The organism is Brasilonema angustatum (assembly GCF_059505445.1).
Genome location: NZ_JCACKO010000014.1, coordinates 14,880 through 36,905, shown reverse-complemented (window position 1 = coordinate 36,905; position 22,026 = coordinate 14,880). Strand labels below are relative to the sequence as shown.

The 22,026-nt window shown below is 41.3% G+C and carries 17 protein-coding genes and 2 pseudogenes; 9 read left to right on the top strand and 10 right to left on the bottom strand.

Going from position 1 to position 22,026, the window contains the following annotated elements; translation table 11 throughout:
- Together AC5JM2_RS03640 and AC5JM2_RS03635 are read right to left on the bottom strand one after the other, a co-directional pair.
- Positions 1–857: pseudogene (locus AC5JM2_RS03640) on the bottom strand (hypothetical protein); the annotation flags it as partial.
- Between the two features lie 342 nt (positions 858–1,199).
- Positions 1,200–1,403 (bottom strand): UPF0175 family protein, encoded by a 204-nt coding sequence (locus tag AC5JM2_RS03635; protein WP_495833550.1) that lies wholly within the window; start codon positions 1,401–1,403, stop codon positions 1,200–1,202.
- Positions 1,404–1,580: 177 nt separating this feature from the next.
- Between AC5JM2_RS03635 and AC5JM2_RS03630 the strand changes: the two genes are divergently transcribed.
- Positions 1,581–3,506: a GTPase family protein gene (locus AC5JM2_RS03630; RefSeq protein ID WP_495833549.1), complete on the top strand. Its 1,926-nt coding sequence runs from the start codon at positions 1,581–1,583 to the stop codon at positions 3,504–3,506.
- Between the two features lie 257 nt (positions 3,507–3,763).
- On the opposite strand, the gene AC5JM2_RS03625 is transcribed toward AC5JM2_RS03630, so the two are convergent.
- Complete coding sequence (locus tag AC5JM2_RS03625) at positions 3,764–4,513, bottom strand: amino acid ABC transporter ATP-binding protein (RefSeq protein ID WP_495833548.1); 750 nt, start codon at positions 4,511–4,513, stop codon at positions 3,764–3,766.
- A 55-nt stretch (positions 4,514–4,568) separates the two neighbouring features.
- On the opposite strand from AC5JM2_RS03625, the pseudogene AC5JM2_RS03620 reads away from it, so the two are divergent.
- From AC5JM2_RS03620 to AC5JM2_RS03605, 4 genes and pseudogenes are all read left to right on the top strand, one after another.
- A pseudogene (locus AC5JM2_RS03620) lies at positions 4,569–4,970 on the top strand (SDR family NAD(P)-dependent oxidoreductase); the annotation flags it as partial.
- A 79-nt stretch (positions 4,971–5,049) separates the two neighbouring features.
- Positions 5,050–5,694, top strand: a complete 645-nt coding sequence (locus tag AC5JM2_RS03615; RefSeq protein ID WP_495833547.1) for a Uma2 family endonuclease — start codon at positions 5,050–5,052, stop codon at positions 5,692–5,694.
- Positions 5,695–5,745: 51 nt separating this feature from the next.
- Entirely contained in the window at positions 5,746–6,528 is a 783-nt protein-coding gene (locus AC5JM2_RS03610; RefSeq protein ID WP_495833546.1) for a class I SAM-dependent methyltransferase, read from the top strand.
- A gap of 356 nt (positions 6,529–6,884) precedes the next feature.
- Positions 6,885–7,838: a hypothetical protein gene (locus tag AC5JM2_RS03605; protein WP_495833545.1), complete on the top strand. Its 954-nt coding sequence runs from the start codon at positions 6,885–6,887 to the stop codon at positions 7,836–7,838.
- Between the two features lie 105 nt (positions 7,839–7,943).
- Here AC5JM2_RS03605 and AC5JM2_RS03600 read toward each other — a convergent pair whose 3' ends face one another.
- Together AC5JM2_RS03600 and patD are read right to left on the bottom strand one after the other, a co-directional pair.
- On the bottom strand, positions 7,944–9,617 hold the full coding sequence (locus tag AC5JM2_RS03600) for a dipeptide ABC transporter ATP-binding protein (RefSeq protein ID WP_495833544.1): 1,674 nt from the start codon (positions 9,615–9,617) through the stop codon (positions 7,944–7,946).
- A gap of 421 nt (positions 9,618–10,038) precedes the next feature.
- Positions 10,039–10,389 (bottom strand): heterocyst frequency control protein PatD, encoded by a 351-nt coding sequence (patD, locus tag AC5JM2_RS03595; protein ID WP_495833543.1) that lies wholly within the window; start codon positions 10,387–10,389, stop codon positions 10,039–10,041.
- Positions 10,390–10,688: 299 nt separating this feature from the next.
- On the opposite strand from patD, the gene AC5JM2_RS03590 reads away from it, so the two are divergent.
- On the top strand, positions 10,689–12,965 hold the full coding sequence (locus AC5JM2_RS03590) for a RelA/SpoT family protein (RefSeq protein ID WP_495833542.1): 2,277 nt from the start codon (positions 10,689–10,691) through the stop codon (positions 12,963–12,965).
- A 130-nt stretch (positions 12,966–13,095) separates the two neighbouring features.
- Here the strand turns inward: AC5JM2_RS03590 and serS are convergent, their stop codons facing one another.
- From serS to AC5JM2_RS03575, 3 genes are all read right to left on the bottom strand, one after another.
- Positions 13,096–14,376: a serine--tRNA ligase gene (serS, locus tag AC5JM2_RS03585; protein WP_495833541.1), complete on the bottom strand. Its 1,281-nt coding sequence runs from the start codon at positions 14,374–14,376 to the stop codon at positions 13,096–13,098.
- 258 nt (positions 14,377–14,634) lie between these two features.
- On the bottom strand, positions 14,635–14,931 hold the full coding sequence (locus AC5JM2_RS03580) for a hypothetical protein (RefSeq protein WP_495833540.1): 297 nt from the start codon (positions 14,929–14,931) through the stop codon (positions 14,635–14,637).
- 206 nt (positions 14,932–15,137) lie between these two features.
- Positions 15,138–15,719: a DUF3611 family protein gene (locus AC5JM2_RS03575; RefSeq protein WP_495833539.1), complete on the bottom strand. Its 582-nt coding sequence runs from the start codon at positions 15,717–15,719 to the stop codon at positions 15,138–15,140.
- A 557-nt stretch (positions 15,720–16,276) separates the two neighbouring features.
- Here AC5JM2_RS03575 and AC5JM2_RS03570 point away from each other — a divergent pair.
- Complete coding sequence (locus tag AC5JM2_RS03570; protein WP_495833538.1) at positions 16,277–16,624, top strand: PadR family transcriptional regulator; 348 nt, start codon at positions 16,277–16,279, stop codon at positions 16,622–16,624.
- 54 nt (positions 16,625–16,678) lie between these two features.
- Positions 16,679–17,209 (top strand): cofactor assembly of complex C subunit B, encoded by a 531-nt coding sequence (locus tag AC5JM2_RS03565; protein WP_495833537.1) that lies wholly within the window; start codon positions 16,679–16,681, stop codon positions 17,207–17,209.
- A gap of 789 nt (positions 17,210–17,998) precedes the next feature.
- On the opposite strand, the gene AC5JM2_RS03560 is transcribed toward AC5JM2_RS03565, so the two are convergent.
- On the bottom strand, positions 17,999–18,316 hold the full coding sequence (locus tag AC5JM2_RS03560; RefSeq protein WP_495833536.1) for a DUF3155 domain-containing protein: 318 nt from the start codon (positions 18,314–18,316) through the stop codon (positions 17,999–18,001).
- A gap of 276 nt (positions 18,317–18,592) precedes the next feature.
- On the opposite strand from AC5JM2_RS03560, the gene AC5JM2_RS03555 reads away from it, so the two are divergent.
- Positions 18,593–20,023 carry a sensor histidine kinase gene (locus AC5JM2_RS03555; RefSeq protein WP_495833535.1) on the top strand — a complete coding sequence of 477 codons (1,431 nt, stop codon included), beginning with the start codon at positions 18,593–18,595 and terminating at the stop codon, positions 20,021–20,023.
- A gap of 119 nt (positions 20,024–20,142) precedes the next feature.
- Here the strand turns inward: AC5JM2_RS03555 and AC5JM2_RS03550 are convergent, their stop codons facing one another.
- The gene (locus tag AC5JM2_RS03550) at positions 20,143–21,450 is read right to left on the bottom strand and encodes an S-layer homology domain-containing protein (RefSeq protein WP_495833582.1); all 1,308 of its coding nucleotides are present in this window, start codon (positions 21,448–21,450) and stop codon (positions 20,143–20,145) included.
- Positions 21,451–22,026: the final 576 nt, after the last annotated feature.

Here is a 22,026-nt window from a genome sequence, read left to right as displayed (position 1 = left end):
CGTTTCTTTTTATTTGTTGGCGAAGGTTCGGTCAGTTCGGGTTTAACAGACTCTTGGTTAACAGATTCTTGATCGTCAGGGATAGATAATGGTTTAGAGTTAGTTATGACTATTGGGGATTCTAGGATGCCAATACTAGATGGAATTTCTGTCACTAATTGAGTTTCTTCTACAAGATCTTTGCTATCAACTGCTCCTGGTTTCAGCTTTGGCCTTTTCGCAGTGCGACTACCACAAATGACTTTTTCTAATACTGAACTAAAGCCTTTAATAGTATCTTTTTCAGTGAAAGCTTGTCCCCCTGTTTCGGTGGCAACCCTGTCATATTCTGTGGCAATACTTTGTCGATATCTACTTTTGGAAGTGCCAAAGTAGGTATGAACAGTAACTCCTGCTCCTTTAGCTTTTTGGATAGCTAAATTAGCAGCTTCTATATCTTTTTGCTGCGTTCTTCCCCCACCTTCATCTAAAGCTTCATCCCCAAGGTAAAAGATTGCTCTGGCTGCACCCTCACGCCAATCAAAATAATTGCAGACATCTTCAATGGCACGAGCTGCATCTTCTTGCGCTCCTGCTGACTTTAATTCTCCTCTTTTTCTCCCCCGGAGTTTGGATTCAGATATTTTACAATTTTGTGTCAGATAAGCTCTGATGGTTTGGTCAAAATTTGTCCCTTTCCAAGTACCTTCGATACCAAACCAAGCTACTCTTAAATCTGAAGGACAACTAGAATTAGCGGCTGTAATTGCAGCAGAAGCCGCATCACTAAGAGCCTGTGCTTCATCTTTCATCGAAGGACTAGTATCGATGACGATTACTAAATCAACAGGAGGTATATTGTTTATTTGATTGCTCATATTGTTCTGCCTTTTTTCCCTTTAGCTGAAATCAAATAATTTCATACTTGAAGAGGTGTATGAGTGTAAAGAAAAAAAAACTAAACAACAGACATGAATTTCCGATAGTCACTTTTGCAAACGGATTGCTGAAATTTTTGTCCGTGATTATTTGGTAAAGCAAAACTGCTTCTTATAAAAATTGAAATCAAAAATATATAAGTGTCATATATTTAACGCTGGCTTTAGAAAAAATTTATATTTAAAAAAGTTATCTTAAATCATATATCATAAATTTTGTCAATAAATCAATATTACATCTTTGAGAGTATACTGTCATAAATATTAGCTGTCTAGATTTATTTACATTACTTTATCATAATGCACTGGAATTTGACGACTTGCTAGTAAGTGTTGAAATGCAATGCGGTTCATCAGAGCAAACCGACTCGCTTGAGCAAGGGTAAGCTTTTCCTTGTGAAATAACATGACTGCAATTTCCTGCCTCATTTCAGCGTCAGTCATGCGGGTTGTAGTTAAAATCTCATCAGGGATAATGATGCTCATGAGTACATTCATCTCTATCACCCCCATTGTAAGCGTACAGGGCGATCGCAATTCTAAATGCCATCAAACGAAACCCAACATCTATAATCATGCTTAGTGTTGGGTTTCACTCCGTTCAACCCAACCTACAACTACAACTACTGATAACTGATAACTGATAACTGATAACTGAATAACATGATACGGTTAAAAGTATGGCAGTGGATCGTCTTAGCACTACCGCTGGTAACAATTATCAGCTTCTTGCTGATATCCGCAGGGTTGCAAATCCACGAGTGGCGCATTAATTGGATTTGGGGCGTGTTTATCCTCGTCTTCGTTGGCTGGCGTTGGCTACTGGTTCGATGGACTCAACCTGTCGTAGGGCAAATGGAAGCCGTTGTCGCACAAGTCAGTAAAGAACTGGACTTTTCAGACAATACATCAGACGAGACAACAGTATTACCAACAGGAAGTGACGCCACCAGTCAAGCAGATGCAGCACTGCAAGACATCCTTAAAAAATCACAGAACGATCGCCCAATTTGGGAAGACTGGCTAACTTTTTGGCAGCGGTGTCAGGAACTTGTGACTGCGATCGCCCAAATCTACTATCCCGAAGTCAAGTATCCCCTGCTCAACATTTACATTCCCCAAGCTTACGCGTTGATTCGGGGAACAGTGGATGACCTCGACCAGTGGATGCAAAAGTTATCACCCGTCCTAAATCAGGTGAGTGTTAGGCAAGCATACGAAGCATACGAAGTATACCAGAAACTGGAGCCATCTGCTCGTAAACTTTTGCAAGCTTTGAACTGGGCACAGTGGCTGTTAAATCCTGTGGCGGCAGTGGCGAAACTTGCGAGTAAGCGTTCTAGTAACCGAGCAACTGAACAACTGCTGGTGAATTTTAGCCAGTTACTACGGCAAGCTGCTTTGAGGAACTTATCAGGACAGGCGATCGCCCTCTACAGTGGCACCAAACTCCCAATTTCAGAATCCCCCGTTTCCACACCAACTCCATCTCAGGCAAAAACCCAAACACTCCGAGACATCCTTGCCCAAGCAGAACCCGCCGTTGCTGTTGAGCAAAAACCTGTCAATATTCTGCTGGTAGGGCGAACAGGTTCTGGAAAAAGCAGCCTGATTAACACCTTATTTCAGGCAGAGCGAGCGGCCGTTGATGTGTTACCCAGTACTGATAAAATCCAGAATTATCACTGGCAAGTTCAAACGGGAGAAGCGCTGACGCTTTGGGATACACCAGGTTTTGAACAAGTCAACCGTGGAGATTTCCGCAAGATAGTGCTAGATTATGCGAAAAATGCCGACTTGCTACTGTTAGTTACTCCTGCTCTTGATCCTGCCCTACAAATGGATGTGGACTTCCTCACAGATATGAAGGCGGAGATTACAGACTTACCGACAATTTCGATTGTGACTCAAGTGGATCGTCTGCGCCCTATACGTGAGTGGAATCCTCCTTATGATTGGGAATCGGGCGATCGCCCCAAGGAAATTGCGATTCGCCAAGCGATCGAGTATCGTGCTGAAACTCTCAGAGAGTTTTGCAATCTAGTTTTACCTGTGGTGACAAGTGATATAAAAACGAGTCGAGCTGCTTGGGGAGTAGAGGCGCTATCGTTAGGATTGATGGAGGCGATCGCACCAGCCAAGCAACTGCGTCTTGCCCGTTTTTTGCGCGATCAAGAAAGCCGTACCGTCGCTGCAGCCAAAATCATCGAACATTACACCTTCCAAATGACAACAACTCAAGGACTGGCTGCACTGCTCAAAAGTCCTGTGCTTCTGTTTCTTTCCACTTTCTCAACCGGAGCGCCTAGTTTGGCATATGTGCTTGGAGATAAAATTCCAGTGGAACAAACGCCCATTGTCATTGGTAAGCTACAGATGGCATATGACCTTTTCTCGCTCTTGAATCCTGGTAATTCTAACACACTCAAGTTTGACCTGGTCTCCCTGTGGCCACTGTTGCTAGAAAACTCCGCTACACCAGATCGCAACGCTTGGGCTTTTGGTCATGCTTTGGTAGAGTATTGGACGAGGAATTTGACAGTTGAACAACTGCGCGATCAGTTTGAGTACTATAAAAATCCGGTTTGATTTGGTGAAATTGTTTGCGTAGGGAGGGAACGCTTAACGCTTAACGCTTAACAGGGCAATATCAAATGTACCTCGTTGAGAAAAAGTCAAATATGAGTCCTATAAATGTTGAACGAAAATTTCAACTTAGCAGTTCAATTAACTGAACTCTCATAGCAGTCGCCAGGTAGATTAGGACACGAACTAATGAGAAAACACGTTCACCAAGAGACTTGAAAGTCTGTTCCCTATTCCCTGTTAAGCGTTCCCTGCTATAATTACAGCATCTTTTCCAAGAACTGCTGAGCGCGCTCGTTCTTCGGGTGGGTAAAGAACTCTTTAGGTGGGGCATCTTCGACTAAGTATCCCTCATTTAAAAATAAAATTCTGTCAGCCACTTCCCGCGCAAAACCCATTTCATGGGTGACAATAGCCATCGTAATCCCTGTTTGGGTAAGAGCTTTGATGACTTCCAACACCTCTTTCACCATTTCTGGATCAAGGGCGGAGGTGGGTTCATCAAACAACATTATTTCTGGCTTCATTGCTAAGGCTCGTGCGATCGCCACCCGTTGTTTTTGTCCTCCCGATAACTTAGAGGGATAAACATCCGCCTTATCCTTTAAACCAACCTTCTCTAACAGTTTTAACCCCTCTTCTTGCGCCTTGACTCCAGGAACTTGCTTTACTTTTTTTGGCGCATACGTAACATTTTTCAGCGTCGTCATGTGAGGAAACAGATGGAAGTGTTGAAACACCATGCCGATATTCTCACGAATCTTCATGATGTTAGTTTTTGGACCAGTAATGTCAACTCCATTGATGTAAATCTTCCCAGCAGTCGGAACTTCAAGTAAGTTCATGCAACGCAAAAAAGTTGACTTACCCGAGCCAGAAGGACCAATAATAGCTACAACTTGCCCTTGTCTTATCTCAGTAGAGATTCCTTTCAAAATCTTGAGGTTTCCAAAGGATTTATGCAGTTGTTCGACTTTAACTGCAACATTGGAATTTTTGTTCAATCTCATGGCTGTCATATGGCAAAGTTCAGCTTTTTTGTCACTCTAGCAAGGTTGTTTCAATTGTTCTGGGCTTGCTGCAATCCAAATGATGGAACAAAATCATGGTGGTTCAATTATCAACATTTCCTCAATAGCATCTGTTATCGGTATTAAAGGACTTATTGCCTACAGTGCAGCAAAAGCAGGAATCAACCAACTCACTCGTGTCATGGCAGTGGAATGGGCATCGAAGAATATTCGTGTTAATGCGATTCCTCCTGGTTATTTTGAAAATATCATGAGTGGGGCTAATGTAAAACAAACCCAACCAGAAAAACAGCAGCAGATTGTTACATTTACACCAATGGCTCGTCGTGGTAAGCCAGAAGAACTCATTGATCCGGTTGTGTTTTTAGCATCAGACGCATCTTCATACTTAACAGAAACTGTACTTTTTGTAGATAGTGGGTATACTGCTATATAATTATAACATATCGTGAGGTGGAAGCCATGAGCGTGCATTTGTACTATATTTGTCTTTAGATGAGCGCAAAGCATGAAACATGACTCAAACCCTAACCCCAACCACACCACCAATTGAAGGTTCTCATCTGGTTCTATATAACGTCAATTGGGAGATGTACGAGCAGCTATTGGAAATTTTTGCCCAACGTCCAATACCCCGCATGACTTACTATCAAGGAACTCTAGAACTGATGACGTCTTTACCAGAACATGAAAGATATGGTTGGACTTTCGGACGGCTAATAATTATTCTGTGTGAAGAACTTGGACTAGAAATTTTGGGGTTGAAATCAACAACTTGGCGTTCCAAACCAAAGGCTGCTGGTAAAGAAGCAGATGAATGTTTTTATATTCAAAATGAAGCTGTCATGCGAGGAAGAATAAAAATTGACCTCACAGTTGATCCACCGCCTGACTTGGCGCTTGAGATTGATATAACTCATTCAGCAATTGATAAGATGGCTGTTTATGCTGAACTGAAAGTGCCGGAAGTTTGGCGTTTCGCTAATGGTCAACTAACAATTCATATTTTGACAGAGGTTGGTTACATCGAATCTGAAACAAGTTTGGCTTTTGGCTCATTTCCTGTCAAAAAATTAGTGCAATTTATACAGCTAGATTCTCAAAAAGGTGAAAACGCTAGAATGAAAGAATTCAGAACATGGGTGCATTCTCACATCTAAGCTTTCGCAAATGTATACATCGTACTCAAATTTTCATGGTGGTGTATTTTTATGGACAGCACAGCAGCTGATTTTAAAAATCAGTGGAATGCAGAACTCTACGATAGTAAGCATTCTTTTATATCTGAACTTGTTGCGAATTTAGTAGAATTACTATCTCCAAAACCAGGAGAATGTATTCTCGACTTAGGTTGTGGAACAGGTCATTTAACTCATAAAATTGCCAGCCTAGGAGCAGAAGTGATAGGTATCGATAGCGCTCCTACAATGATTGAACAAGCTCGCAAGAATTATCCTCCGCTAGATTTTGAGGTGGTAGATGCCAAAAATTTACCATATACAGAGAAATTCGATAGTATTTTCTCTAATGCCGTACTTCATTGGATTAAAGAACCAGAAGAAGTTGTTGTTGGTATAAATAGGGCATTGAAATCTGGTGGGCGATTTGTAGCTGAATTTGGTGGCAAGGGGAATGTAAACGCCATTATTAGTGCTCTTTTTAACGCCTTACAAAAAGCTGGTTCTTCTACTGATACAGCATTAAATCCTTGGTACTTTCCTAGCATTGGTGAATATGGAAGCTTGCTAGAAAAACATGGTTTTGAGTTAACTTATGCAACTCTTTTTGAACGTCCCACACCTTTGGAAGATGGAGAACAGGGTCTGAAAAACTGGCTCAAAATGTTTGCAGATAGCTTATTTAGTGGATTATCTACTGATGCTCAAAGAAATATCTTAGTCGATATAGAAAATCAGTTGCGTCCAAGTTTATACAAAAATAATACTTGGTTTGCAGATTATAAACGTATTCGAGTTATTGCAGTTAAATTATGATGTAGCTTGAATAGACTTGTCTGATTAAAGACGAAAGTATAAATCGATTAAAGATGACTTTTATAGTATCCCTGGAAACAAAAATTTAATCTTCATTAAATTCAGACAAAATATCAGTGTTAAGATTTGCAACTTAAGGGAAATATAAGTTATATTAACTTTTAAGAACCTATAAACAACGCCAAAGTTATACCATTTTAAAAAATGTTTGCGACAGATGCCCCACCCGCGAAGAAAGCGCACTCTTCGCAACTATTGGATAGGGTTAGGGAGGAGTTTTGGGTTCATTTGTTACATTCTTTTTTTAACTGGTATTATCTCTCTCTATGTAGTGAATTATCAGTTTTATAAATCCTATGTCTGTTAATATTGTTCCAGATAACGGTAGTAATACCAAGAAAAACCATAATTCCATACAAATAGATGTTGCCTTCTTTATATTAAGGCTAAAAAATGGGATTTGGTTCTTTGGGATACCTTCTTTTCTTTTTGGGATTAGTGATAGAAGTATCACTGCCCTGGCTGATGGATATTTATCTGTAGTAGAAATCATACAAATATTCACAGCTTCATTCTTTTTCTTGAGTTGGCTGTTTTTAAAACCAGAGCAGAGCTTTGATCTTAATGATGTAGATAGTGTTCAAAATTATATAGAGCAGTTTTATCTACATCCGACTAAAGTCAACAATTTTGACTTAAAAAAGCGACATATCATTAGCCAGGAATATATTTTACCGTTTCCCTATGTCTGCCAAATTTACCATCTATTGAATCTGAAACATTTGGAAACTATTCATAAATTCAGTCTGAATAACTTGAGAATCCTTCAAGTTAGTAGTATCCAATCCACATCTCTTGGTGGGATAATCGCATTTCAAACTCTCTTAGAGTCTCCAATTAATATTTTAAGAATTTGGAGACAGCCAATCGTTGAGGTGGATTTAATACTGCATACTCCATACACTGTAGAACTGAGTATTCCAGTTTACAGAAACAAAAGAATAACTGTTATGTTTTATGCCTACCCATCAACAGAAAATTCTCATCATTTCTTGATTGATATCTACAGCGATTTAGAGTGGCCAAAACCTATATTGCAAATTATATTGCACATTGCTTCTTGTTTGACATTGATTGAAGATTTGCCTTATTTACAAAAATTAGCTCAGAGAAACATAGGCAGTTTAATCAAGAAAGATAGGCAGTCTAATCACGAAACCATGTGGCTTTTTAATAGATTTGTTGAGCTACATGGTTCGAGTGTAGAAATGCCCAAATTGAAGAACTCAGAATACAGCTTGGGCAATTAGTGGAGAATTCCAAGGCGTGATGTAAACCACCAAAATATCAATTTTACTGTTCTTGACTGCTGAGTGTTAATAGCTCAGCAGTCTTGCTTATAAATTAGTACTGGATTATGCTCGCCCTAACAGAGGGGCTGCTGCAAGCAGTGTTTTCGTGTAAGGATGTTGGGGATTGGTAAAAATCTGTTTGGTGGGACCAATTTCTACTATTTTCCCACTATTCATGACTGCAATCCGATCGCACAAAAACCGCGCTAACCACAAGTCATGAGTAATAAACAAATACGTTAACTCAAATTCCTCTTTCAACTCCAGCATCAAATCTAAAACTTGCGACTGCACGCTAGCATCTAACATACTTACTGGTTCATCACAAATGAGCAGTTTAGGACGAGTAATTAAAGCACGCGCGATCGCCACTCTTTGCTGCTGTCCCCCAGATAAATCCGACGGATAACGCTCATAATAAACTTGGGGTGGTTTTAACCCTACTTTTTCCAGCATCGACAGCACCTGTTGTTTTGCGTTCGCTGGATCGGCTAGCTTGTGAATTAGCAAGGGGTCAGCTATACTTTGTCCTACCGTCATCGCTGGATTTAAGCAAGCATGGGGATCTTGAAAGACCATTTGCATTTGCCGCCTAGACGCACGAACTTGTTGGCGCGATAAATTTGTTAAATTTTTTCCCAAAAACTCGACTTTACCTGCTGTGGGACGAATAAGTTGCAATATTGTCCGTGATAGTGTACTCTTTCCGCAACCTGACTCCCCAACTAATCCCAGAATTTCTCCTGGATAGAGTTCTAGGTTGATTCCATCCACTGCTTTAATCGTCTGATTTTGCCGTTTTAACAATCGCTCTACAAAGTTGGGTTCTAAGGTGTAATGCTGTTGTAATTCTAGGACGCGCAAAATCGGTGATTGAGCTTGTGATGGGGAAAATCTTGCTCCCTGCTCCCTGCTTTCTACTCCCTGCTCCCATACTTCATCAACTGTCTGAATATGCAAAGCTGCTTTGAGGAGAGACTGTGTATATTCGTGTTGAGGATTCTGGAACACAGCCTGGGAAGAACCCGTTTCAACCATTTTGCCGTTGTACATAACGCCAATGCGATCGCAATACTCGGCAACAAGAGCCAAATCGTGAGAAATTAACAGCAGCGCCATGTTTTCTTCACCACACAGCCGTGTGAGTTCCTGCAAGATTTGGGCGGAAACTGTGACATCCAAACTTGTAGTGGGTTCATCGGCGACAATTAACTTGGGGGACAGAAGCAAGGCTAGGGCGATCGCTACCCTCTGACGCATTCCACCGCTAAACTCGTGGGGATACTGACTCCAACGACTGGCAGGAATTTTAACCTTTTCTAAAGTGGCAATAGCTTTTTCTTTGGCTTGTTTGCTGGACAATTGCGGTGAGTGAGCTTTTAATGTTTCTAAACAGTGATTGCCAATGCTCATCAATGGATCAAGGCGCGTCATGGGATCTTGGAATATCAGCGCAACTGCTTCTCCTCGGAATTTACGCAACTGTTCTGGCGTCATCTCAAATACCGAACGCCCTTGAAATGTCACTCGTCCCTCAATTTGACTTGAGGCTGGTAGTAACCGCATTGCTGCGCGTCCTAGAGTTGACTTACCGCAGCCTGATTCTCCAACCAATCCCATTCTTTCCCCTGGTTGCAGGATGAAAGACACACCATCTACTGCCCACTGGGCTTCTTCGTCGCTGCGATGAGGATAAGCAACTCGCAAATTTTCAATACAAAATAAGGCTTCACTCATAATTACGCTATCAGATATCAGCTATCAGCTTTTGTGATGACATGACATATGTCAGGATTATTACCAGAGTAACTTTTAAAAACAACAATATAACTGAGAACGCACCAATAATTGCAATGAGTATACGGATAAATCACGAGGTTTATCACTTTTCTTTATTGCTCGGATAGAAATATTTGATACTTAATTTTGCTTCAGTAAGTTTTAAGTTTTTTATCAGTCGAATTTTCAAATTTTAAGGATTCTTGACTTTTGACGCTATTTACAACGAATTGTGCCAAGGAAATATGTAAAGATGACTACAAAACCTCAACAAATTTCCATGAGAAGAGTTTAAAAAAAGTTCAATATTTTTAAGTTTCAATTTTTAATTTTAATTTGTCATTTTTTCATAGGTTACGGCTCGTCCTTCTGGTACTATTTATTGCAATATGGCATTACAGTATTTGATGAGAGTAGTCAGGCGATCGCCTATGGCATCAAGCCTACTCTTGGCAGTGGAAGCTTGCCGCGCTCCTTGGAAAAACATGACATCTATTTCCAACAGCCGTAGCTGCTTACTCATTTCCGTCTGATTTGACTGTAACTGACCCTCATCGTTGCTGTTTGTGTCCAGATTAACTAAAGGGACAATCTGTTGCTGAAAAAATTGTTGCAAGGATCTGACACGCTGCGCTACTTCGGATGTATCTACTTTGGTAGTCATGACATCCGAATGCAATTGTTTCAGCAATTCCTTTAATGCGTGATATTTATCGCGAGTTAGAGACATCTAAGTTCTTCTTGAGATACTATTAAAGTCAAGGTAATGTCAAGAAACTTTTCAAATAGACCAAACTTTGTTAATTTTTATTTCCGAATCTGTTGTCTCATCTGAAAATTGGGGCTGGATTTGGCATTTCATCGATTTTACCGACTTTATGATGTTAGACACTCGTACTGGATAATTTGCACTCTTTGCCTTGGGGAATCAACTCCGCACAGAAGGACGAAAGCGCAAGTGTCAGTAAGAGTTTGTTCATCCAATTTCTCACTTTACTATCAACTACCTAGCCACCCCCGATTCTTTCTATGAGCAGCACTGTACTAACTTCCAGAATTGATGTTACTCTCCCAGAATGGCTACAGACTTGCCTAAATGGGTCATATACAGTAGTAGGCACAGAAACTGAAGATGGCCGAAGGCAAAGCGACATGGCTTTAATTCGTCAAGCATTTGAATTTGCTTATCAGTTGCATGAGGGTCAGTACCGTAAGTCAGGAGAACCATACATTTGTCATCCTGTGGCTGTTGCTGGAATCTTGAGAGACTTAGGGGGCAGTGCTGACATGATAGCAGCTGGCTTCCTCCATGATATAGTGGAAGATACAGATGTCACAATTGAAGAGATAGAGCAGCGCTTCGGTAAAGAAGTGGGTCTGTTAGTAGAAGGTGTGACAAAGCTTTCTAAAATTAATTTCAAAAGTAAAACCGAAAGCCAAGCAGAGAACTTTCGCAGAATGTTTCTGGCTATGGCGCAAGATATCCGAGTGATTGTGGTGAAGTTAGCAGATCGTCTCCACAATATGCGGACTTTGGAATTCCTTCGTGATGAAAAACGCCGCGCAATTGCTTTGGAAACACGAGAAATTTTTGCTCCCCTGGCTAATCGCTTGGGGATTTGGCGCATAAAATGGGAACTGGAAGATTTAGCTTTTAAGTACTTAGAACCAGATGCTTATCGGCAAATGCAGGAGTATGTCGCTGAAAAACGAACAGCGCGGGAAGAGAGATTAACAAAAATTGCCGAAACTCTACGGAGTCGCGTAGAGGAAGCGGGGATCAAGTGTCTGGACATGAGTGGACGTCCGAAGCACCTCTACAGCATCTACCAGAAGATGCAGAGGCAAAACAAAGAGTTTCACGAAATTTACGATTTAGCAGCACTCAGGATTATTGTCAATAGCAATGAGGAATGTTACCGGGCTTTAGCGATAGTTCATGATGCTTGCCGTCCAATCCCTGGTAGATTCAAGGATTACATAGGCTTACCTAAACCTAACCGCTACCAATCGTTGCATACTGGAGTTATAGGTCCGTGGGGTCGTCCTCTGGAAGTGCAAATCAGAACATTGGAAATGCACCATGTTGCCGAATATGGAATTGCAGCTCACTGGAAGTATAAAGAAACAGGAGGCTCCAACATTATCCACTGGGCACCATCAGATGAGAAGTTTACCTGGTTGCGGCAGCTGCTGGAATGGCAGAATGATCTTAAGGATGCTCAAGAATATTTGGAAAGCATCAAAGATAATTTATTTGAAGATGACGTTTATGTTTTCACGCCCAAGGGAGATTTGGTTGCTTTAAATCCTGGTTCCACAACCGTAGATTTTGCCTATCGCATTCACACAGAAGTTGGAAACCACTGTGCAGGTGCAAAGGTAAATGGGCGGATGGTGCCACTTTCAACACGACTGCAAAATGGTGATATTGTAGAGATTCTGACGCAAAAGAACGGTCATCCCAGTTTGGATTGGTTAAATTTTGTCAGAACTTCGGCGGCGAAAAATCGGATTAGGCAGTGGTACAAGCGATCGCGCCGGGAAGAAAATATTGCCCGTGGGCGGGAATTGTTGGAAAAAGAATTGGGGAGATCAGGTTTTGAAAACCTGATTAAGTCGCAACCCATGCAGATAGTAGCAGAGCGATGTAATTATCATTCTATGGAAGATTTACTCGCGGCTTTGGGTTATGGTGAAGTGACACTGAATTTAGTACTCAACCGTTGGCGAGAAGTCGTAAAAGCGCAACAACCAGTTGCAGATGCACCTCCAGTTCCCACGAAAGAACTCACCTCAACAAACAAAGGTTTACGGGATCTAACTCCTGCAACCTCACGCACAACTGACTCACCGATAGTTGGGGTAGAAGGATTAGTGCATTATCTGGCTAAGTGTTGTACTCCTCTTCCAGGAGAACCGATTATTGGTGTTGTCACACGAGGTAGAGGCATTTCGATTCATCGCCAGGGATGTCAGAATTTAGAGAATGTAGAGTGCGATCGCCTAGTACCAGTCCATTGGAACTCAGCAGGCGAAATCTACACTCGTCCTACGACTTATCCTGTGAATATTCAAATTGAGGCTCTCGACCGCGTAGGAATTCTAAAAGATATTCTCTCACGCTTAAGTGACCACGGGATCAACGTACGTCATGCTCAGGTAAAAACAGCTAATGGTCAACCAGCATTGATGGACTTGGGTATTGAGATACGCGATCGACCACAACTCGAACAGATATTTACTCAAATCAAAAAACTGAGCGATATTATCAATATTCGTCGTGTCGGTCAAATTGAGGAATAGTAAAACTAAATAGTAATTCGTAATTTATAATCATTACGAATTACGAGTTAATCGATACTCCCGTATTCACAACACAATCGGTGTTGTTTACCTAGCCCTCCTTTTTAAGGAGGGAACTAAGCCCCTCAAATCACAATACTTCACGTCCCATGTAAGGTTGCAGCGCTTCTGGTATCCGCACCGTTCGATCCTCTTGTTGATAGTTTTCTAAAATCGCAGCCATTGTACGTCCCACAGCCAGTCCTGAACCATTGAGAGTGTGCACGAACTGAGTTCCTTTCTTTCCACTTTCTTTGAAGCGAATTTGCCCGCGTCGCGCTTGATAGTCCAAAAAATTGGAACAACTGGAAATTTCTCGGTACTTTCCAGAAGAAGGAAGCCAAACCTCAATATCGTAGGTTTTCGCCGAGTGAAATCCTATATCCCCAGTACATAATTCTATGACTCGGTAAGGTAGCTGCAACGCCTGTAAAATTGCTTCTGCATTGCTTAGCAATTTTTCCAGTTCCTCACTAGAAGTGCTGGGATGGACAAATTTCACGAGTTCAACTTTGTTGAATTGATGCAGTCGAATCAGTCCCCGCATATCGCGTCCATAACTCCCAGCTTCTCGGCGAAAACAGGGAGTATAAGCACAGTGGTAAATAGGCAAATCTTCAAAATTTAGAGTTTCACCACGATAGAGGTTCGTTACAGGAACCTCCGCCGTAGGGGTAAGCCACAAATCATCCGCCGCACACTTAAAGCTTTCTTCAGCAAACTTGGGCAATTGACCCGTAGCTGTCATAGACTCCGTATTAATCAAAAATGGGGGAATGACTTCCACATACCCTGCAGCTATCTGGCGATCAAGCATAAATTGGATTAATGCTCTCTCCAACTTGGCACCAGCACCTATAAGGGTGATAAAGCGACTTTGTGCGACTTTTACAGCTCGCTCAACATTAAGAATACCCAACTTCTCGCCAATTTCCCAGTGAGGAATAATGTTTGGGTTTTGGGGAAGATACTCATCACCCCAACGACGCACTTCTGGGTTATCTTCCTCACTTTTACCAACAGGTGTGGAGTCGCTTGGTAAATTAGGAAGTGTGAGTAAAAGTTCTTCGATTTTGCCAGAGAGGTCTTTTTCTTCAGGTTCCAGTGTGCCAATCTCAGCTTTGACAGAACTACCTTCATCACGCAACGCTTGAATTTCTGGTCCTTTGGGGTTGCAACCAGATTTTATCTTTTCCGGAATTAATTTTGCAATTTCGTTACTGCGTGCTTGCAGTTGATTTCGCTTCGCTTCCAATTCACGTTGTTGTTTATCCAACTCCAAAAGCGGCTGAATATCGTAGTGACCACCACGAGTCTTCAACCGTTCCTGAACCAATTGTGGATTTTCCCTTATTAACTTAATGTCCAGCACAGATCTATCCTAGTTTTTAGCCTAGTATTTTCTTTACAGTTAACACTTCAAAATATAGTACTTCCGACTGGTGACAACTGCAAAAGCTAAATAGCAGCGAAAAGTCAGTGATCTATGAAGAGAAAGTGAAGTTGCCAACACCTCTTTAGTTCATAGCTTCTCTGAAGAAAAACGCTTAACGCTTAACGCTTAACAGAGTGAATGATATTTCTTAAGGCTGTTGCTAACGGTTTTATAGCGAAGCGTGAGAGGTTGAGATCATTCATCTGTCTTAGTTATAGCAACAGCCTGATGACTTTTTTCTGACTGCTCAACTAGACCATTTTCGGTTGTCTTGTTGTAATTGTACTGACTCCTCAGCAAATATTGTTGCTCTTCATTTTTAGAATTTGTCGGTGCAGGTAACCAATACCCAAGTATGCCTGTTAACCCACCCCAGTAAAGCGCTTGGTTGTCCTGAGGTTTATTAGCAATCAGCTTGAAAGTACACAACCCAAGCACTACAGTACTAAAGAAAACTTGTACGGCAAATGTCCATGTTTGATGATTTTTCATAAGATTTGTATAGAAAAACTTTAATTTAGTTTTTTTGTGTACTTTGATATCACCCAAAACCAAGATGGTTATCTAAGTCACTCTGTAGTAATATTCAACTTAAGCACTTTCACTTTCGCAAAATTCTGGTAAAAATTTTTGCGAAATTCTTCAAATAATTAGTAGTTGGTCATTCCAGCAATCCAAAGTAAACAACTAATGATCAACTAGGAACTACGCTCAGACTGAGGTTTGGAGATGCGGTAGAGTATCCAAATTGACGCGACAAGCCCCCCAAAATGGGCTGTAACCGTATTCGTGTTTGCCTGGACAACAAACATGTCTAAGGGTTGGATACTCCGGCTAGGGTCGATCTGGGTGATTACTCCAGCACCTAATTGCGGTAAAGTCAATGACTTTGTGACTAGAGTCCCAACAATTATTTGCGCCCCTAAGAGAGTCACCAGCATTCCCACTAAATGCACCACAATCGCAAAGCGTACAACTTGAACAGTTTCAGCTTTGCGCGGGCGGTTGTTAAGATTTGAGGATTCTAGTCGATTGCCAAGTCTAGTGTAACGGAACGCTATATATATACCTACTGCTAAGGCAACAAGCCCAGCAACGGCAAAAATAGCGCCAAACCCAGTTCCAGGGTTACTACTAGTATTGGCACCTCTCTGACTAAATACTGCGAACAGCAAAATAACCCCAGAAACAACACCTAGCACTAATTGAATCCAGAAGCTAACCCATCCTGTAAGGCGAAATACTTGGGCAATTGCCCGGAGTGTAGACGAATCTGACATACTGATCACCATTTGTGCTGAGGGCTTGATAAATTTACTATCATACTTAGTAAGTGTGATAAAAATATTTTTAGTAAATAAATTCCGTACTTTAAACTTTTTTTAGTGTGTCCACTATTCACAATGCTTGAAAAAAATATGATATTTTGCCTAATTTTTTAGCAAAAATTCTAGGAAAATTACTGTCTAGCAAAGTTTTGATTAAGTTTTACATAAATACCGCATTTTCCCTTTAAAATTGCTTAGACGGTATTTTATGCTTAAGCAATCCTTATGCCCTTGGCATTACTTAACACTCTTCGATTGCAGCATAACCGTTGTTAAATCGCTCCTCAATACAATGTCAGAAGCTTGGGTAGAGATACAAAAATTTGTATCCCTATAGTTGGTGCATCGGTTCCACTATCAATAAGTGTGAAATCTGTCTCATGTTATTTTTACCCTTTGGTGATCCGGCCTAAACAGTGCTATGTACTCATTGATGGAGTGTAGTATTATATACTGTTTTTTTCTGATTGTCAGCTTGACCCTTAGGCATTTTTCGTCATTCATTAACCATGAAACTTGAGGATATATATCACTTCTTTGAAAATCCTCCGCCAACTTACCTTTGTCAGGAACTCGCTGTTTGTTATATAGTGTACCTTTTGTCACAAAGCGAATCCTATGGAACGGAGTTGATCCAACGACTGGAAACTGAATATCCAACCTATCGGCTTTCAGATACTGTGCTTTACAGTGCGATTAAATTTCTTGAAGACCAGAAAGCAATTACTGGATATTGGAAAAAGCTAGAAGGACGGGGACGTCCAAGGCGAATGTACCAAGTCTCTCCAGAATGGCAATTTAAAGCACAGGATTTAGCTCGTTTGTGGCAACAGTACATAAGTGGGAGAATAAGTTAACGAATAATTCATAATGAATAAATCACCTCCTGTGAAACACTCATAATTTAGTTTATGGATACTGCTACTCTAGCATCCACGTTGCTGCTCACTTTTTTATTATCGGTTGGGCTATTTTTCTTTATTCGTGCCTCTACCAAAGATCGTACAAAAACCACACAACTGGTTTGCGAGCAAGATGAAGCTACTTTAATGCCTCAATTAAGGGAGTATTTTCAAACACGGTCTTACCGAGTAGCAGCGGTCGACCCGATACAAAACCAGGTAACTTTTGAAGGCATTGTTAGACCAAGCTGGTTTTTAGCTGTGTTTTTAACAGTTTTAGCAGGTATTGGTCTTCTGTGTCTATCATTGGTTTTGTCACTAATTTTTCCCAACCTAAGTACAGTTTTTCTTGGGATGGTGCTGCTCTCACCTTTGAGTGGTGTTTTTTATTGGTACAAAGCTGGCAAACTTGAAAAGGTGTCGCTGAAGGTAGAAGCAGCCCAAAGCAACCAACACTCTCCAACTCAAGTAACACTAACAGCCCATCGAGATGAAATCATTGAGTTACAAAGGACATTAGGATTAAAAAGTTCCCAATAGCTGTTATGAGGACGGCTGGCTAAAAACTCTTCCCAAGTAAGCGATAGATAAAAGCCACCCCCCCTCAGCAACTACCCTGATGCTAGACTCTTGTCTTGCCATTATTTGTATAGCATCAGATAAACTATTGGCTTTAATATTAATTCAATATAAGGCTACAGAAAACTGTAGAATGTTGCCAACAGAAGCACTCTGGCTCTATAAAGTTGTTTAATCTTTGAAGCGATTAACATCTCAAATCTTGTAAAACAAGCTAGGGACGACTAGTCCCGAAGTCACGCGCTTAGGATCGGTGACTTATACTCATGCTGCTGCAAAGCTGCATGAGCAAGTTACGAGGTTTAGCCTAAAATTCCAAGGCTGAATCCAAATTTCGCTGTCGCCGCCTGCGGCGCGGCTACGCCTAACATTTGGATTCAGCCTTGGGAATGTCAAAACTTTTAAGAATAAGAAATGGAATAGAGAGAGGAGGTAAAACGACTGCAGATCTGTAGCTCTTCTCCACAAGTTGTTGAAAAAAGCTATCTCGCTTGAAGCTACGTGCCAAAGCTTTGATCAGAACAGGTTCGCTGTATCCTCACTCCCACGTACGTTTTCACACCTAATACTCAACTTATACAAACACAAAGTTTGTATAAGTTGATAGTCTTAAAGGCAAAACTGCTAGCTTAACACTGGCAAGTGAGCTACATTCTTAAAAAAAAATGAAACTTAAAAAAAAACTAGCAATTTCGGTTGTTAATGGTTGTCAGGAGCTAAATTCAAACTCTATGATCACCATATGTTAGTTCAACGACTAGCAACAGCCAGTGACTCCTGACCTGGAGCAGGTTCGAGTACCCTCAGGCTAGGAAATAAGAAGTGATTTTCTTCAACATATTGAGCTCCAAACAGCCCCTTTTCAGCCCAGAAATAACGGTCTGTTGTGTGTTCGTTTCGCTTTACAAGTAGCAAAGCCGGTGGCAAGATCCCCTCAGCTTGAATGAATTTTCTAGCTGCTGTCACAGGCTTATCTTCACCGCTTTCAATGCTAAATTGAGGCACATGCTCTAAAATTCGCCGCCCTTCTTGGCGACGACGACTCTTCCTCTTGCGTCTCCTTGCCAACCTTCCTTACCTCCTCTAACAAGCGATCGATTGTAGTGATAGCTACAAAATCCGTCGTAATTATAAAAGTTCTAGTTCAAAAATTCAATAGTTTTTAACCTTTTGATACAATCCAGTTAATTTATTTTTTTGTATAAAAACCAGAAGCGTTGAACAATATAATTCGTTGGAACGAACTGTTAGTTGCAAGATTCAGTTAAGCTTTGTTAAATAGGAAAAGCCAACTTTTGTTTCTTTTCGTCCGTATAGTCTGTCATTTTAAACAAGGGCTGAGAAATGTTAATGTCTGCCAGTTCTGAGTTTGTTGCTCTATGCCGAGAGCAATTGGCACTGTTAGCCCAAGGGCTGGAAGCATCTTTGAGCGTTGTTTATTTAACGCAAGAATTGATAGAGGCTTCGACAAGTGAAGCGAAGCTGATTCCTGTGGTAGTTTATCCAGAAACCGCAGTGGAACAGCACTTAGCTAGTGCTTTGGTATTGCCCACCTCAATACCTATCTCAAATCCTAATTGGGCTTCCTATCGTTCCGCCTCTGTCACCTTGGATAAAACACTGCATTCTCGTACCGGTGATGTGTTCAACGAGAAACACAATCGCAATAACCTCCGGTTATTGAAAGCAGCTGAGGACTTTCCCGCCCCATCACAAGAAACTGCGACAGGAGATACAGCACCACCGCATTCAACAGAGGAAGAAGAATATTTATTTAAAGCGGATCAAATTGTTTTACCTCTTGTTCATGAAGATGTGATGATGGGGTTGCTCGTCACAGTCAGAGAAGACCGAGTATGGAATGAACAAGAAAGGAGTCAAATAGAACGAGTTGCCCAAACACTATCCCTTGCTTGTATTTTAGATCAGCGTCGAGCATGGTTGCACCAGCAATTGCAGCAACAACAAATTTTTCAAGAAAAACAGCAAGATTTACTAGATAATTTATTGCATCAGCTTCGTAACCCGTTAACAGCATTGCGTACCTTTGGCAAACTGTTGCTGAAGCGACTGCGACCAGGCGATACTAACCGCGAGGTCGCAACTAGTATTGTGCGGGAAAGCGATCGCCTCAAAGAATTGTTGCAACAGTTGGATGAAGTTATTGACTTGAGTGCAGAAGATTTAGAACCATTAACTTTACCGCAAAAAGAAGTGCTTGTGGAAGCAAATCTACAAAAAGACTTCATAGCCCCGCTCTTGTTGCCCGGTGCAGGAGAAAAAGAAGTTAATTGTTCTGTACTAGATGTATTGGAACCATTGTTAGTATCAGCCAGAGCCATTGCTCAAGAAAGAAATTTGCAACTCGTATCCGAAATTCCCCCTAACTTACCTCTGGTACGCGCTAACACCAAAGCATTACGAGAAGTACTCAGCAATATACTTGACAATGCTTTGAAATACACTCCCACTGGCGGCAAGATTTTGATACAGACCAGACAAGAAAAACTTCATTTTCAGGGAATTGCCATCAGTGACACTGGTCCTGGTATTCCACCACAAGATTTACAGCATCTTGGAGAGCGTCATTACCGAGGTGTTCAAGCTCAAACGGAAATTCCTGGCACGGGATTAGGATTATCAATTGCCAAACAGCTCATACAACAAATGCAGGGCGAAATACAAGTTTTTAGCCCTGCTGTGACTTTGCTTAGATCATCACCTGATGCACCAGGAACGACTTTTATTATTTGGTTACCTGTTGCTCATTGTTAGTATTGAGTTAAAAGTGATACTTTTAACTTAGGCATTCCGGACAAGCCAGACTTTCCCTGTAATGAATGCGCAAGGATTCTAAACAGTCAGTTTGTTTCAGGGCAAGTCCTGACTACTAACTATTTCAACGAAATCTGAAAGTTTTCACCAATAGTCATTTGTAGGTCAGTGTTTGGGTCAATGGCGATTAACTCAACACTCTTTTTACCAAAGAACAGACCAACCAATCCACCAATAGCAGCCCCCCCCAGAACTTCTCCAGCACTAATAGCCTTATCGCCAGTTACAAGCGAAACCGCCGCCGCTGCGCCTGCGCCAAGTGCACTATTCCTAAGAATTGTTTGTGTATTGGTGCCTTTTTTGATAGTTTCAGTCTTGGTAATCACTTCAGAAGTCGCATTGATTGGATACTCTTGACCATTGTTGGTTAAAACGAGTTTTTGGGCAACGAATTGAGAACCACCCTTATTTTTGACGGGACGAAGCTCACCAACTACTTGACTACCTGCTGGAATGAGCAAATTTCCTTTATCAGTGACAACATTTTGCGCCACAGTCAGAGTTAAAGGAGCTGTTTCATCCTTAGTCACAAGAATTTTTTCTGCTTTTTCATACCTTATAGGAATAACAGTTCCTTCAGGAATTGTCACCGCGACTGGTTTTGATGGAGTCGGTTCGCCTACTGGTTTTGATGGAGTCGGTTCGCCTACTGGTTTTGATAGAGTCGGTTCGGCAAAAGTTACAATGTAGGCTGAGTTGATTGTTGCGGCTTTATTGAAACTCACGAGTGCTTGGTAGAGAAAAGCTGCTACTTGTGCCCGAGTTGCAGTTGTATTGGGACTTAGGAATTTAGCATTAGGATAGTTGACAACAATTTGCTTCTCTGTAGCTGCAGCAATAGGGCTACGGGCATAGCTAGAAATGTTAGAAGCGTCGTTGTAATTTTGTAAGATGCTGTCGGTATTACCGCTAACGTTGTAATTTAAACCGTTAGAGAGAGAAACTAAAACCTGTTCGCGGAGAATATTTTGGTTAGGCTCGAAACGATTGCCAGGATATCCAGACAAAAAACCAGTGGTGTATGCATTCGCAATCGCACTCGATGCCCAGTAGTTGCTTGGCACATCGTAAAATCCGACTGCCTGCCGTTCTGGTGTTTTTCGGAAAGCTTTGCCAATCATGGCAGCAAATTGAGCACGTGTGACTGGTTCCTCTGGGCGGAAACTGCCATCTGGAAAGCCAGCAATAATACCTCGCTGTGCCAGTTGTCCAATAAATTCTGCTGCCCAATAGTTAGATTGAACGTCAGTAAAATTTGTTTGGGCAAAAGATGCTGTGGGTATCACTAGAGGTGCGATAGTTCCTGTAGTTATGCCCAAAACCATGAATGCAGCACATCCAGATTGCCAACGAAAGCGACCAAACATTATATTTTTACTCCCCACACAACCTGCTATTTTCTGTTTGTAAAATGGACTACTTTTTGCTGACATTATTCCAAAACAAAGTGTTTAGGTTAATACTTTTGTTCAGCTAAAAGAGTCATTAAAGGATAAAGAATGAAGTCTAAATAACTTCTTTCTTCTTTCACGTTTGAATTTTATTCAGTTCATAACCAGTCCCATCTATGTCATTTGTAATAACAAATGACTCATGACTGTCTTAACAAATAAATACGCAACGGTAGATGCGCATTAGTTTATTTATTTTCCTAAATGTTTCGCCAATAAAAACGATTTATCCGAAGCATCCCAAATGTGTAAATTCACACAAAGGATGATTGCTTTGTTCTACCCTTTGGGTTCCCCCTTGGGGTATCTGCTCAGCCTGCACTTTGCACTCAGGCTCTTCGCCACCAGGAGGAAAACCCTCCTGGTGCTTACACTCACTACGTTACTTATGCCCTCTGGGCACCCTGCTTTGAACGTGGCGGACGAAGACTTTTGGAAAATTGGGATGCTCCTGATTTCTATGTAATCGTAAGACGTGCGATCAATAAAATA

What these genes read in the sequence shown, in the direction of transcription:
- AC5JM2_RS03615 (WP_495833547.1), top strand. Translation starts at nt 5,050, where the DNA reads ATGACTCAAACCCTAACCCCAACCACACCACCAATTGAAGGTTCTCAT.
- AC5JM2_RS03625 (WP_495833548.1), bottom strand. Translation starts at nt 4,513, where the DNA reads ATGAGATTGAACAAAAATTCCAATGTTGCAGTTAAAGTCGAACAACTG.
- AC5JM2_RS03555 (WP_495833535.1), top strand. Translation starts at nt 18,593, where the DNA reads ATGTTAATGTCTGCCAGTTCTGAGTTTGTTGCTCTATGCCGAGAGCAA.
- AC5JM2_RS03600 (WP_495833544.1), bottom strand. Translation starts at nt 9,617, where the DNA reads ATGAGTGAAGCCTTATTTTGTATTGAAAATTTGCGAGTTGCTTATCCT.
- AC5JM2_RS03580 (WP_495833540.1), bottom strand. Translation starts at nt 14,931, where the DNA reads ATGAAAAATCATCAAACATGGACATTTGCCGTACAAGTTTTCTTTAGT.
- AC5JM2_RS03590 (WP_495833542.1), top strand. Translation starts at nt 10,689, where the DNA reads ATGAGCAGCACTGTACTAACTTCCAGAATTGATGTTACTCTCCCAGAA.
- AC5JM2_RS03630 (WP_495833549.1), top strand. Translation starts at nt 1,581, where the DNA reads ATGATACGGTTAAAAGTATGGCAGTGGATCGTCTTAGCACTACCGCTG.
- AC5JM2_RS03575 (WP_495833539.1), bottom strand. Translation starts at nt 15,719, where the DNA reads ATGTCAGATTCGTCTACACTCCGGGCAATTGCCCAAGTATTTCGCCTT.
- AC5JM2_RS03635 (WP_495833550.1), bottom strand. Translation starts at nt 1,403, where the DNA reads ATGAGCATCATTATCCCTGATGAGATTTTAACTACAACCCGCATGACT.
- AC5JM2_RS03610 (WP_495833546.1), top strand. Translation starts at nt 5,746, where the DNA reads ATGGACAGCACAGCAGCTGATTTTAAAAATCAGTGGAATGCAGAACTC.
- AC5JM2_RS03550 (WP_495833582.1), bottom strand. Translation starts at nt 21,450, where the DNA reads ATGTTTGGTCGCTTTCGTTGGCAATCTGGATGTGCTGCATTCATGGTT.
- AC5JM2_RS03565 (WP_495833537.1), top strand. Translation starts at nt 16,679, where the DNA reads ATGGATACTGCTACTCTAGCATCCACGTTGCTGCTCACTTTTTTATTA.
- AC5JM2_RS03605 (WP_495833545.1), top strand. Translation starts at nt 6,885, where the DNA reads ATGTCTGTTAATATTGTTCCAGATAACGGTAGTAATACCAAGAAAAAC.
- patD (WP_495833543.1), bottom strand. Translation starts at nt 10,389, where the DNA reads ATGTCTCTAACTCGCGATAAATATCACGCATTAAAGGAATTGCTGAAA.
- AC5JM2_RS03570 (WP_495833538.1), top strand. Translation starts at nt 16,277, where the DNA reads ATGAAACTTGAGGATATATATCACTTCTTTGAAAATCCTCCGCCAACT.